This window comes from Streptomyces sp. NPDC054866, from assembly GCF_053610745.1.
The window spans coordinates 525,553-538,220 of record NZ_JBSGZA010000003.1 but is presented as its reverse complement, the minus strand read 5'-3'; the positions used below and the strand labels follow the sequence as shown (position 1 = coordinate 538,220).

Genomic DNA, 12,668 nt, shown 5'->3' with positions numbered 1-12,668 from the left:
AGCCACCTTAGGTGTGGTAAACGCCGCACTGCCGAACCGTATGCGCGCCGATACCCTACGAGTCAGTAGCAAGCGAGTCACCAGCAGCCGCAAGCCGCCCGTCGCCCCTTTGAGCAGGCAGGGAGCCGCATCCGTATGTCCGAGCCGGAAGAGCCCAACGTGCCCGTGCCCAGTACCGACATCCATACGACTGCGGGAAAGCTCGCTGATCTGCAGCGCCGCATCGAGGAGGCCAAGCACGCCGGTTCGGCTCGCGCGGTCGAGAAGCAGCACGCGAAGGGCAAGTTGACGGCGCGTGAGCGCGTCGAGCTGCTCCTGGACGAGAACTCCTTCGTCGAGTTCGACGAGTTCGCCCAGCACCGCTCGCACGACTTCGGCCTCGACGCCAACCGCCCGTACGGCGATGGTGTCGTGACGGGTTACGGAACCGTCGACGGCCGCCCCGTGGCCGTCTTCTCCCAGGACTTCACCGTCTTCGGCGGTGCGCTCGGCGAGGTCTTCGGGCAGAAGATCGTCAAGGTCATGGACTTCGCCCTGAAGACCGGCTGTCCGGTCGTCGGCATCAACGACTCCGGTGGCGCCCGCATCCAGGAGGGCGTCATGGCCCTCGGGATGTACGGGGAGATCTTCCGCCGGAACACCCACGCGTCGGGTGTGATCCCCCAGATCAGCCTGGTCGTCGGGCCGTGCGCGGGCGGCGCCGTCTACTCCCCGGCCATCACCGACTTCACGGTCATGGTCGACCAGACGTCGCACATGTTCATCACGGGACCCGACGTCATCAAGACGGTCACCGGCGAGGACGTCGGCTTCGAGGAGCTCGGCGGCGCCCGCACCCACAACAGCACCTCCGGCGTCGCGCACCACATGGCGGGCGACGAGAAGGACGCGATCGAGTACGTCAAGTCCCTTCTCTCCTACCTGCCTTCGAACAACCTCAGCGATCCCCCCGCCTTCCCCGAGGAGGCGGACCTGGAGTTCACGGACGAGGACCGCGAGCTCGACACGCTGATCCCGGACAGCGCGAACCAGCCGTACGACATGCACACGGTGATCGAACACGTCCTGGACGACGCCGAGTTCTTCGAGACGCAGCCGCTCTTCGCGCCGAACATCGTCACCGGCTTCGGCCGGATCGAGGGCCGCCCGGTCGGCATCGTCGCCAACCAGCCGACGCAGTTCGCCGGTTGCCTGAACATCGACGCCTCCGAGAAGGGCGCGCGCTTCGTCCGCACCTGCGACGCGTTCAACGTCCCGGTCATCACCTTCGTCGACGTGCCGGGCTTCCTGCCGGGCGTCGAGCAGGAGCACACGGGCATCATCCGCCGCGGCGCCAAGCTGATCTACGCGTACGCGGAGGCGACGGTCCCGCTGATCACCGTCATCACCCGCAAGGCGTTCGGCGGCGCGTACGACGTCATGGGCTCCAAGCACCTGGGCGCCGACCTCAACCTGGCCTGGCCGACCGCGCAGATCGCGGTGATGGGCGCGCAGGGCGCGGTCAACATCCTGCACCGCAAGACCATCGCCGCGGCCGAGGCCTCCGGGGACGTGGAGGCGACCCGCGCCCGCCTGATCCAGGAGTACGAGGACCGGCTGCTCAACCCGTACACGGCCGCCGAGCGCGGCTACATCGACGCTGTGATCATGCCGTCGGAGACCCGCTCGCATCTGGTGCGGGGCCTGCGTCAGCTGCGTACGAAGCGGGAATCCCTTCCCCCGAAGAAGCACGGCAACATCCCCCTCTAGGCCGTGCCGCAGTAAGGAGACCGTTCATGATCAAGGTCGTACGGGGCAACCCCACCCCGGAGGAGCTTGCCGCCGCGCTCGCGGTGGTCCAAGCGCGCGCCGCGGCGGTCGCGAACCAGCCGTCCGGCGCGCCCGCGGTGCTCGACGCCTGGGCGGACCCCGCGCGGGTGGCCCGCCACCGGCTCCCCGCACCGGGGCCGACGTCGTGGGGCCGCACCTACTGGCCCGGGTGAGCCGGGCCGCGCGGTCCGAGAATGAGTGAGACGGGCCGGGGCGCCTGAGTACGCGTACTCAGGCGCCCCGGCGTCACCGCGCGCAGTATCGGTTGCATGCTGTGGTCGGACCCGGAGAACAACCCGCCCAAGGACATGCGGGACATGCAGGCGAAGATGCGCCGTGCGGGACTCGTCCTCGCCCTGGCCATGGTCGTGGCGATGTTCGTCCTGGGCATCCACTGAGACCCGCACGGCGGCTCGCCGACCTGCGGCTCGCTAACCTAACGTCATGACTGATCAGCCCCGCCGTCTCGTCCTCGCCTCCAAGTCCCCCGCCCGGCTCGGCCTCCTGCGCCAGGCCGGTCTCGCCCCCGAGGTGATCGTCAGCGGGGTCGACGAGGACGCGATCTCCGCACCGACCCCCGCCGAGCTCGCCCTCGCCCTCGCCGAGGCCAAGGCGTCGGTCGTCTCCGCGCGCCCCGACGTGCAGGGCGCGCTGGTCGTCGGCTGCGACTCGGTCCTGGAACTGGATGGTGAGGCGCTCGGCAAGCCCGCCGACGCCGAGGAGGCCACGGCCCGCTGGAAGTCGATGCGCGGGCGCGCGGGCGTCCTGCAGACCGGCCACTGCGTGTACGACACCGTGGCGGGCCGCCACGTGTCCGCGGTCGCCTCGACCGTCGTCCGCTTCGGCGATCCCTCGGACGAGGAGATCGCCGCGTACGTGGCGAGCGGTGAACCGCTGCACGTGGCGGGCGCGTTCACGCTCGACGGCCGCTCGGCCCCCTTCGTCGACTCGATCGAGGGCGACCACGGCAACGTCATCGGCCTCTCACTGCCGCTGCTGCGCCGCCTCCTGTCCGAATTGGGCGTCGGCATCACGGAGTTGTGGGCGAAGTAGGCTCGCGCGACGCTCTCGGAAGGGCTCAGGCCGGCTGGAGCGGCCCTGGAGGGCTTCAGGCGGGCTGTGGGGCGCCGTTCTCCGGCGCGCCGCCGCCCGCCGCCCCGTGGCCGGGGCGCGGCTCGTCGGCGACCTCGTCGGGCTTCTTGTCGTAGGCCACCAACGTCAGGACGATCAGGCCGAGCACGACCATCATGAACGCGAAGGCGGGCCAGCCGACCAGGCCGACCGAGAACGCCCCGAGCAGCCCGTGCACCACGGCGGCGCTGATCAGGAGCAGCCGGCCGAAGCGGCCCGGCGCGCGGTCGCGGATCGCCGAGCGCGCCATGACGACGCCGCAGAGCACGAGGTAGCAGCCGAAGACGCCGCCCGCGATCCACGTCGACACGGACATGGCGTGCGGGTCGAGGCCCGCGAGGGACATGTCCTGCTTGTTGACCACGAGTCCGAGGAACCAGTTGAGGAGCGCGATGCCCACCGCCTCCACCAGAAGCACGATCGCGCCCACCAAGGCCACCGGTCTACGCGCCACGGCGCCCACCCACTTCCGCTGTTACCGCTAGTACGTCCGAGACATCGCGAACGCTACTAACGGGTAAACCGGGGGACAAGGCTTCTACCGAAGGCAAAGAATCATTGGGCCATTCGTAGGGACTCCACAAAGATTGCCCCCCTGCCGCAGCGCGCTCTCACAGAGACCTTGACCACATCGGGACGTTAGTCTGCCGGTAAGGGACCCTGCGTACCGTGGTGCGACAAGGGATTTCGCGGACGGGCAGGCCCCGGATCACGCTCCGTGTGGGCAAGCTCACCATTGGGGACGGGTCGAAAGGTCGTGTCGGCAGTCCCTAAACTCGGCTTGTTTCAAGGAGGGAGCCATCGTGCGCAAGGTGCTCATCGCCAACCGTGGCGAAATCGCTGTCCGCGTTGCTCGGGCATGCCGGGATGCAGGGATCGCGAGCGTAGCCGTCTACGCAGATCCTGACCGGGACGCTCTGCACGTCCGCGCGGCAGATGAGGCGTTCGCGCTGGGCGGTGACACTCCGGCCACCAGCTACCTGGACATTTCCAAGGTGCTGGCAGCGGCCAAGGACGCGGGGGCGGACGCGGTCCACCCCGGCTACGGCTTCCTTTCGGAGAACGCCGACTTCGCGCAGGCCGTCCTGGACGCGGGCCTGATCTGGATCGGCCCGCCGCCGCAAGCCATCCGTGACCTCGGTGACAAGGTCGCGGCCCGGCACATCGCGCAGCGCGCGGGAGCCCCGCTGGTGGCCGGTACGCCGGACCCCGTCAGCGGTTCCGACGAGGTCGTGGCCTTCGCCGAGGAGCACGGCCTGCCGATCGCGATCAAGGCCGCCTTCGGTGGCGGCGGGCGCGGTCTGAAGGTGGCCAGGACCCTCGAAGAGGTGCCCGAGCTGTACGACTCCGCGGTGCGCGAGGCCGTCGCGGCCTTCGGCCGCGGCGAGTGCTTCGTGGAGCGCTACCTCGACAAGCCGCGGCACGTGGAGACGCAGTGCCTGGCCGACAAGCACGGCAACGTGGTCGTCGTGTCCACCCGTGACTGCTCGCTCCAGCGCCGCCACCAGAAGCTGGTGGAGGAGGCGCCCGCGCCGTTCCTGAGCGAGGCCCAGAACGCCGAGCTGTACGCGGCGTCGAAGGCGATCCTGAAGGAAGCGGGCTACGAGGGCGCCGGCACCGTCGAGTTCCTCGTCGGCACCGACGGCACGATCTCCTTCCTGGAGGTCAACACCCGTCTCCAGGTGGAGCACCCGGTCACCGAAGAGATCACCGGCATCGACCTGGTCCGCGAGATGTTCCGCATCGCCGACGGCGAGGAACTGGGCTACGGCGACCCGGAGATGCGCGGCCACTCCTTCGAGTTCCGCATCAACGGCGAGGACCCGGGCCGTGGCTTCCTGCCCGCTCCGGGTACCGTGACCACCTTCGCCCCGCCGTCGGGTCCGGGCGTGCGCCTGGACGCGGGCGTGGAGTCCGGCAGCGTCATCGGCCCCGCCTGGGACTCGCTCCTGGCCAAGCTGATCGTGTCCGGCGCGACGCGTCAGCAGGCGTTGCAGCGTGCCGCGCGTGCCCTTGCGGAGTTCAACGTGGAGGGCATGGCCACGGCCATCCCGTTCCACCGCGCGGTCGTCGTGGACCCGGCGTTCGCCCCCGAACTGACCGGCTCCACCGACCCGTTCACGGTCCACACCCGCTGGATCGAGACCGAGTTCGTCAACGAGATCCCCGCGTTCGCCGCGGCGGCCGACACCGAGACGGACGAGGAGCCCGGCCGCGAGACGGTCGTCGTCGAGGTCGGCGGCAAGCGTCTTGAGGTCTCGCTCCCCTCCTCGCTGGGCATGACGATCGCCCGCACCGCTGCCGCGGGCGGCGCCCGCCCCAAGCGGCGCGCGGCGAAGAAGTCGGGCCCGGCGGCGTCCGGTGACACCCTGGCGTCCCCCATGCAGGGCACGATCGTCAAGATCGCTGTCGAGGAGGGCCAGGAGGTCCAGGAGGGCGACCTGGTCGTCGTCCTGGAGGCCATGAAGATGGAACAGCCCCTGAACGCACACCGCACGGGCACCATCAAGGGCCTCACCGCGGAGGTGGGCGCGAGCCTGACCTCCGGCGCGGTGATCTGCGAGATCAAGGACTAGTCCCGCAGAGCAGTACTTATACGCTGGCCGGGCTGGAGCATCCAGCCCGGCCAGCGCAGTATTCAGCCCGTCCGGCGCTTGAGGACGAACTCGGCGAAGCCGGTGACAGACGGCACGCACGCTTCGGGCAGACTTGAGGCACACGCGTACGTTCAGGTCAGGGAGGCCCGCCATGGCAGAGGCAGAGAGCCCGCAAGAGCGCCCCCGCTTGAAAAGAGCGGACGCGCGCCGCAACTACGACCGGCTCCTCGCAGAGGCCCGCGCCGCCTTCGCCGAGCACGGCACGGACGCCTCGCTAGAGGACATCGCCCGCCACGCGAACGTAGGCATCGGCACCCTCTACCGCCACTTCCCCAACCGTCACGCCCTGATGAGCGCCGTCTTCGAAGAGGCGTTGAGCGACCTTCTGGACCGCTCCCGCGCGCTCCTTGAGGACACGCAGCCCTGCTCGGCCCTGGTGACCTGGCTGCGCGCCATCATCACTCATGCGGGTGAGTACCGCGGGCTCTCCCGCGCCCTCATGTCGGCGTCGCACGACGACAGTTCAGCACTCTCCCGATGCAGCAGGCCCATGCGTGAGGCGGGCACGGCCCTGCTCGTGCGGGCGCAGCAGGCCGGTGCCGTGCGCCCCGGTGTCTCGATCGGCGACCTGATGCAGCTGACCAACGCGATCGCGCTGGCCGCCGAAGAGACCCCCGACGACCCCGAGTTGGCCGACCGCCTCCTGATGCTGACCCTGCGCGGCCTGAAGCCCGAAGGATCGGCACCCGACGGGTGCGGTGCCGACCAGGCGGCCGGATCAGCGGCGGCGTAGATCCGCCACCCGCGCGGCGCGCTCCCCGGGCTGCTGCTCCCCGAGCACCGCACTGCGCAACTGCGCCCCGGGGCCTGCCCCATGACCGCCGTGGTTACGGCGCTGCCCCGGCAGTGGCACGTCCCGGCGCGGCTGTCGCGCCGGGACCGAATCCACCCCTGATCCGGAGTTGGGGCTCGCCGAGCCGCCCGCCACCGCGATCTGCACACCCTGGTCCGCCAGGGCCTGCAGCTCGGTGGCCGCGCGGTCGTCGTGCGTGGGCGGTTCGTCCGTGACCAGGCGGGTGATGACGTCCGTCGGCACCGTCTGGAACATCGTGTCGGTGCCGAGCTTGGTGTGGTCGGCGAGGACCACGACCTCGGCAGCCGCCTGGACGAGCGCACGGTCCACGCTCGCCGAGAGCATGTTGGACGTGGAGAGCCCGCGTTCGGCGGTCAGACCACTGCCCGACAGGAAGGCGCGCGAGACCCGCAGGCCCTGCAAGGACTGTTCGGCCCCGCTGCCCACGAGCGCGTAGTTGGACCCGCGCAGGGTGCCGCCGGTCATGACGACCTCGACGCGGTTGGCATGAGCCAGGGCCTGTGCCACCAGGAGGGAGTTGGTGACGACGGTCAGACCGGGCACCCGCGCGAGCCGTCGGGCCAGCTCCTGCGTGGTCGTACCCGCCCCGACGACGATGGCTTCGCCTTCTTCGACGAGTCCCGCCGCGAGATCGGCGATGGCCGTCTTCTCGGCGGTCGCGAGATGTGATTTCTGCGGAAAGCCGGACTCCCGCGTGAATCCGCCCGGCAATACCGCACCGCCATGTCTGCGGTCGAGGAGTCCTTCTGCCTCCAGCGCGCGCACGTCCCGCCGTACGGTCACTTCGGAGGTCTGGACGACGCGGGCGAGCTCCCGGAGCGATACAGCTCCGTTGGCCCGCACCATTTCGAGGATCAATTGGCGACGTTCTGCAGCGAACACGAAACTGACAGTAACCCCAACGACCGTCTGCTTTCAGCAGTTTGCGCCGAATTACAGAAGTTGTTCGCACGGTTGGGTGGGAAGTGGTATACGGGCCTACCCACCCCGCTTATGCCGGGCGAATGGGCGACAACAGCCCGTGACCTGCGCACCGATCGGTCCGCGATCAGGCTTCGCCCGCCGACTTCCGCGTGTGGAGTTGACGCGCGACCTCGGCGATCGACCCCGAAAGCGATGGATACACGGTGAACGCATTCGCGATCTGCTCGACCGTCAGATTGTTGTCGACCGCGATCGAGATGGGGTGGATCAGTTCCGAAGCGCGCGGCGCGACGACCACTCCGCCCACCACGATGCCCGTACCGGGACGGCAGAAGATCTTGACGAAGCCGTCGCGGATGCCCTGCATCTTCGCGCGCGGGTTGCGAAGGAGCGGCAGCTTGACGACGCGGGCGTCGATCTTCCCGCTGTCGACGTCGGACTGGCTGTAGCCGACGGTCGCGATCTCGGGGTCGGTGAAGACGTTCGACGACACGGTCTTCAGGTTCAGCGGCGTCACCGCGTCGCCCAGGAAGTGGTACATCGCGATGCGCCCCTGCATGGCGGCGACGGAGGCGAGCGCGAAGATCCCGGTCACGTCACCGGCGGCGTACACGCCCGGCGCGGACGTGCGCGACACCTTGTCGGTCCAGATGTGCCCGGAGTCCTTGAGGTTGACCCCGGCCTCCTCAAGGCCCATGCCGCTGCTGTTCGGGATGGCACCCACGGCCATCAGACAGTGCGTACCGGAGATGACGCGGCCGTCGTTGAGCGTCACCTCCACGCGGTCGCCCACGCGCTTGGCGGAGGCGGCGCGGGAGCGCGACATCACGTTCATGCCACGGCGGCGGAAGACGTCCTCCAGGACGGCGGCGGCGTCCGGGTCCTCGCCGGGCAGCACGCGGTCGCGGCTGGAGACGAGCGTGACGTTCGAACCGAGCGCCTGATAGGCGCCGGCGAACTCGGCACCGGTGACACCGGACCCGACCACGATGAGCTCCTCGGGGAGCTCGTCCAGGTCGTACACCTGGGTCCAGTTGAGGATCCGCTCGCCGTCGGGCAGCGCGTCGGGAACCTCGCGCGGGTGCCCGCCGGTGGCGATGAGCACGGCGTCGGCGACGAGGGTCTCCTCGGTGCCGTCGGCGGCGCGCACGACGACCTTGCGCGAGCCGTCGGTGTCCTGCTGGCCCTCCAGGCGGCCACGGCCGCGCAGCACGCGGGCGCCCGCACGCGTGACGGACGCGGTGATGTCGTGGGACTGCGCGAGCGCCAGGCGCTTCACACGGCGGTTGACCTTGCCGAGGTCGACGCCGACTACGCGCGCGGGAGTGTCGATGTGCGGAGTGTCGTCCGCGACGATGATCCCGAGCTCTTCATAGGAGGAGTCGAAGGTGGTCATCACCTCGGCCGTGGCGATCAGAGTCTTCGACGGGACGCAGTCGGTGAGCACCGACGCCCCGCCAAGACCGTCGCAGTCGACGACGGTCACCTCCGCGCCGAGCTGGGCGGCAACCAGTGCCGCCTCGTATCCGCCGGGTCCGCCGCCAATGATCACGATCCGAGTCACGTACTCCATTGTCCCGCACGCTTCAAGGTGCTTCGCCCCGGGGGCTCCATCCGGGCCGTTCTCCCTACAAGAAGGGCACTTCCGTTACGGGAGGGACGCACGCGTCGCCTGCCGTACCCTCGACCCCATGTCGCTCTACGCCGCGTACGCCGGCAATCTGGATCCGCGGCTCATGTCACGCCGCGCCCCGCACTCGCCGCTGCGCCAGACCGGCTGGCTGAACGGCTGGCGGCTGACCTTCGGCGGGGAGCACATGGGGTGGGAGGGCGCGCTCGCCACCATCGTCGAGGCGCCGCGCTCGCAGGTCTTCGTCACGCTGTACGACGTCGCCCCCATGGACGAGGACTCCCTGGACCGGTGGGAGGGCGTGGGGCTCGACGTCTACCGCAGGATGCGGGTGCGTGTGCACACGCTCGACGGCGAGGAACCCGCCTGGGTGTACGTACTCAATGGTTACGAGGGCGGCCTGCCGTCGGCGCGATATCTGGGGGAGCTGGCGGACGCGGCGGAGACCGCGGGGGCGCCGCACGACTATGTGATGGAGCTGCGGAAGCGGCCCTGCTAGGCGCGCGGAGGGTGCCCACCCGGTGCGCGGAGGGTGCCCGCAGTGCTCTCGTCGGAAACGACAAGACAACGATCCGAATCCCGTGAGCATCGTCATCTACGCGCGTAGGGCGTGAGCGGCTACTCTCGTCCGCGTGAACGCTTCAGTTATTCCGGACGACATCCAGGGCGACCCCTACGCCGCCGCCGACGCCGCCGCCGCGCGCCTGCGTGAGCTGACGGGCGCCGAGACCCACGACGTAGCCCTTGTGATGGGCTCCGGCTGGGCGCCGGCGGTGGACGCGCTCGGCGTGCCCGACGCCGAGTTCCCCGTCACCGAGCTGCCCGGCTTCCCGCCGCCGGCGGTCGAGGGGCACGGCGGCCGCATCCGCTCCTTCCAGGTGGGTGACAAGCGCGCCCTCGTGTTCCTGGGCCGCACCCACTACTACGAGGGCCGTGGCGTCGCCGCCGTCGCGCACGGCGTGCGTACGGCGGTGGCCGCGGGCTGCAAGACGATCGTGCTGACGAACGGCTGCGGTGGCCTGCGTGAGGGCATGCGCCCCGGTCAGCCGGTCCTGATCAGTGACCACCTCAACCTGACGGCCACGTCGCCGATCGTCGGCGCGAACTTCGTGGACCTCACGGACCTGTACTCCCCGCGGCTGCGCACCCTCTGCAAGGAGATCGACCCCACTCTCGAAGAGGGCGTCTACGCGCAGTTCCCCGGCCCGCACTACGAGACTCCGGCGGAGATCCGCATGGCCCGCACGATCGGTGCGGACCTGGTGGGCATGTCGACGGTCCTCGAGGCGATCGCCGCGCGCGAGGCGGGGGCGGAGGTGCTCGGCATCTCCCTGGTCACGAACCTCGCCGCGGGTATGACGGGCGAGCCGCTGAACCACGAGGAGGTCCTCCAGGCGGGCCGCGACAGCGCTACCCGCATGGGCGAGCTGCTGGGCCAGGTTCTGGGCCGCATCTAACCTCCCCTGGCGGGGCGCCTTGCTTGCCTGGCGGGCACCCTGCTTGGCGGGGGGCCTTGCCCGGCGGGGTTGCCTCTGCCGGGTGGGCCGCTTGGCCGGGGGCGAGCCTTGCCGGTGGGGACTTGGCTTGCCCCGCAGCTGGGCTCCTTGCCGCACAAGCTTTCCCGCCCACCCACCCGTTCACCCCGCGGCTTCGGCTCCTGCCGCACGGGCTTTCCCGGCAGCATCGCCCGTTGCCGAACAGGCCTTCCCGCCCACCCGCCCGATTGCCCCGGAGCGTCGGAGGGGGACAAAACCTTTCGCCGCGGGGTGATCGGGTGGGTGGGCGGGAAAGATCCGCCGCGAAGCGGCGGGACAAGCCCTCCCACCGGGCCGCACCCGGTGGCGCAGCCGGTGCGGGGCAGGCGGGGATCAGCCCGCCGGGCCCCGCCGGGTAGACGTAATCCCCGCGGGCAAGAACGCCCCGCAGGGCCTCGCTCCGGGTAGGAGCACCCGGGCCCCGCAATCGAACTCCGCATACGAGAGGCTGACGTCACGTGCTGGACGACTCTGAACTCATCGCGCGGGCCCAGGCCTGGCTGGCCGAGGACCCGGACCCCGAGACCCGCGAGGAACTCGCGAAGCTCATCGACGCCACGGACACCGAAGAGCTGAGCGCCCGTTTCAGCGGCACCCTCCAGTTCGGCACCGCCGGCCTCCGCGGCGAACTCGGCGCGGGCCCCATGCGCATGAACCGCTCCGTGGTCATCCGCGCGGCAGCGGGCCTCGCCGCGTACCTGAAGTCCAAGGGCCGGACCGACGGCCTCGTCGTCATCGGCTACGACGCCCGCCACAAGTCCGCGGACTTCGCGCGCGACACCGCCGCCGTCATGACCGGCGCCGGACTCAGGGCGGCGGTGCTCCCCCGCCCGCTCCCCACCCCCGTACTCGCCTTCGCCATAAGGCACCTCGGCGCCGTCGCGGGCGTGGAGGTGACGGCGAGCCACAACCCCCCGCGCGACAACGGCTACAAGGTCTACCTCGGCGACGGCTCCCAGATCGTCCCGCCCGCCGACGCGGAGATCGCGGCGCAGATCGACGCCGTCGCCACCCTCCACGACGTCCCGCGCCCCGACGCCGGCTGGGAGATCCTCGGCGACGACGTCCTCGACGCCTATCTGGCCCGCACCGACGCCGTCCTGTCCCCCGGCTCCCCCCGCACCGCCCGCACCGTCTACACAGCGATGCACGGCGTCGGCAAGGACACCCTCCTCGCGGCGTTCGAGCGGGCCGGGTTCCCCGCCCCCGTACTCGTCGCGGAGCAGGCGGAGCCCGACCCGGACTTCCCGACCGTCGCGTTCCCCAACCCGGAGGAGCCGGGCGCGATGGACCTCTCCTTCGCGAAGGCCCGCGAGGCGGACCCGGACCTGATCATCGCCAACGACCCGGACGCGGACCGCTGCGCGGCGGCGGTCAAGGACGGCCCGGACTGGCGCATGCTCCGGGGCGATGAGGTCGGCGCGCTCCTCGCGGCCCATCTCGTACGCCGGGGCGCCCGCGGCACGTTCGCCGAGTCGATCGTCTCCTCGTCCCTGCTCGGCCGGATCGCGGAGAAGGCGGGTCTGCCGTACGAGGAGACCCTCACCGGCTTCAAGTGGATCGCCCGCGTGGAGGGCCTGCGCTACGGCTACGAAGAGGCCCTCGGCTACTGCGTGGACCCCGAAGGCGTACGCGACAAGGACGGCATCACGGCGGCGCTCCTGCTGACCGAGCTGGCGTCCGAGCTGAAGGAAGAGGGGCGCACCCTCCTCGACCTCCTTGACGACCTTGCCGTGGAGCACGGCCTGCACGCCACCGACCAGTTGTCGGTCCGCGTCGAGGACCTCTCCCTGATCGCGGACGCGATGCGCCGCCTGCGCGAGCAGCCGCCGACCGCGCTCGCGGGCCTGCCGGTCACCAAGGCCGAGGACCTCACACAGGGCACGGACACGCTGCCGCCCACGGACGGCCTGCGCTACACGCTCGACGGCGCCCGCGTCATCGTGCGCCCGAGCGGCACGGAGCCGAAGCTGAAGTGCTACCTGGAGGTGGTGGTCCCGGTGGCGGCGAAGGCCGGCCTGCCCGCCGCCCGCACCGAGGCGACGGACCTCCTCGCGGCGATCAAGCGCGACCTGGCCGCGGCGGCGGGCATCTAGACACCGTCCGGCGGGACCTCCGAGGCGGGTGGCGCAGGGCCGCCACCCGTCCGAGTGGTTCGGTCGGCGCAG

The 12,668-nt window shown here is 70.6% G+C and carries 12 protein-coding genes; 9 read left to right on the top strand and 3 right to left on the bottom strand.

What is annotated here, in order from left to right:
- The first annotated feature begins 135 nt into the window (after window positions 1–135).
- From ACWGI2_RS17910 to ACWGI2_RS17895, 4 genes are all read left to right on the top strand, one after another.
- Entirely contained in the window at window positions 136–1,749 is a 1,614-nt protein-coding gene (locus ACWGI2_RS17910; RefSeq protein WP_453397263.1) for an acyl-CoA carboxylase subunit beta, read from the top strand.
- Window positions 1,750–1,775: 26 nt separating this feature from the next.
- Window positions 1,776–1,982, top strand: coding sequence for an acyl-CoA carboxylase subunit epsilon (locus ACWGI2_RS17905; RefSeq protein ID WP_160506857.1), 207 nt, complete (start codon window positions 1,776–1,778; stop codon window positions 1,980–1,982).
- A gap of 96 nt (window positions 1,983–2,078) precedes the next feature.
- A complete protein-coding gene (gene mmpB / locus ACWGI2_RS17900) occupies window positions 2,079–2,207 on the top strand; it encodes a morphogenic membrane protein MmpB (RefSeq protein WP_272902837.1) in 129 nt (42 codons plus the stop codon).
- Window positions 2,208–2,253: 46 nt separating this feature from the next.
- Window positions 2,254–2,862 (top strand): nucleoside triphosphate pyrophosphatase, encoded by a 609-nt coding sequence (locus ACWGI2_RS17895; RefSeq protein WP_453696213.1) that lies wholly within the window; start codon window positions 2,254–2,256, stop codon window positions 2,860–2,862.
- Between the two features lie 55 nt (window positions 2,863–2,917).
- Here the strand turns inward: ACWGI2_RS17895 and ACWGI2_RS17890 are convergent, their stop codons facing one another.
- Window positions 2,918–3,394, bottom strand: a complete 477-nt coding sequence (locus ACWGI2_RS17890; RefSeq protein ID WP_453397265.1) for a hypothetical protein — start codon at window positions 3,392–3,394, stop codon at window positions 2,918–2,920.
- Window positions 3,395–3,743: 349 nt separating this feature from the next.
- On the opposite strand from ACWGI2_RS17890, the gene ACWGI2_RS17885 reads away from it, so the two are divergent.
- Together ACWGI2_RS17885 and ACWGI2_RS17880 are read left to right on the top strand one after the other, a co-directional pair.
- On the top strand, window positions 3,744–5,516 hold the full coding sequence (locus ACWGI2_RS17885; RefSeq protein WP_453696212.1) for an acetyl/propionyl/methylcrotonyl-CoA carboxylase subunit alpha: 1,773 nt from the start codon (window positions 3,744–3,746) through the stop codon (window positions 5,514–5,516).
- 172 nt (window positions 5,517–5,688) lie between these two features.
- Complete coding sequence (locus ACWGI2_RS17880; protein WP_453397267.1) at window positions 5,689–6,330, top strand: TetR/AcrR family transcriptional regulator; 642 nt, start codon at window positions 5,689–5,691, stop codon at window positions 6,328–6,330.
- Here ACWGI2_RS17880 and ACWGI2_RS17875 read toward each other — a convergent pair.
- Both ACWGI2_RS17875 and ACWGI2_RS17870 read right to left on the bottom strand, forming a co-directional pair.
- Entirely contained in the window at window positions 6,316–7,293 is a 978-nt protein-coding gene (locus tag ACWGI2_RS17875) for a DeoR/GlpR family DNA-binding transcription regulator (protein WP_453397268.1), read from the bottom strand. The two genes, ACWGI2_RS17880 and ACWGI2_RS17875, sit on opposite strands and share 15 nt — an antisense overlap.
- Window positions 7,294–7,459: 166 nt before the next feature.
- Window positions 7,460–8,908: an NAD(P)H-quinone dehydrogenase gene (locus ACWGI2_RS17870; RefSeq protein ID WP_453696210.1), complete on the bottom strand. Its 1,449-nt coding sequence runs from the start codon at window positions 8,906–8,908 to the stop codon at window positions 7,460–7,462.
- Window positions 8,909–9,026: 118 nt separating this feature from the next.
- Between ACWGI2_RS17870 and ACWGI2_RS17865 the strand changes: the two genes are divergently transcribed.
- The 3 genes from ACWGI2_RS17865 (at window position 9,027) to ACWGI2_RS17855 (ending at window position 12,596) form a co-directional block, all read left to right on the top strand.
- Window positions 9,027–9,464 (top strand): gamma-glutamylcyclotransferase, encoded by a 438-nt coding sequence (locus ACWGI2_RS17865; protein ID WP_160506851.1) that lies wholly within the window; start codon window positions 9,027–9,029, stop codon window positions 9,462–9,464.
- A 133-nt stretch (window positions 9,465–9,597) separates the two neighbouring features.
- Window positions 9,598–10,422 (top strand): purine-nucleoside phosphorylase, encoded by an 825-nt coding sequence (locus tag ACWGI2_RS17860; RefSeq protein ID WP_453397270.1) that lies wholly within the window; start codon window positions 9,598–9,600, stop codon window positions 10,420–10,422.
- 539 nt (window positions 10,423–10,961) lie between these two features.
- On the top strand, window positions 10,962–12,596 hold the full coding sequence (locus ACWGI2_RS17855; protein WP_453696756.1) for a phospho-sugar mutase: 1,635 nt from the start codon (window positions 10,962–10,964) through the stop codon (window positions 12,594–12,596).
- The last annotated feature ends 72 nt before the right edge of the window (window positions 12,597–12,668 follow it).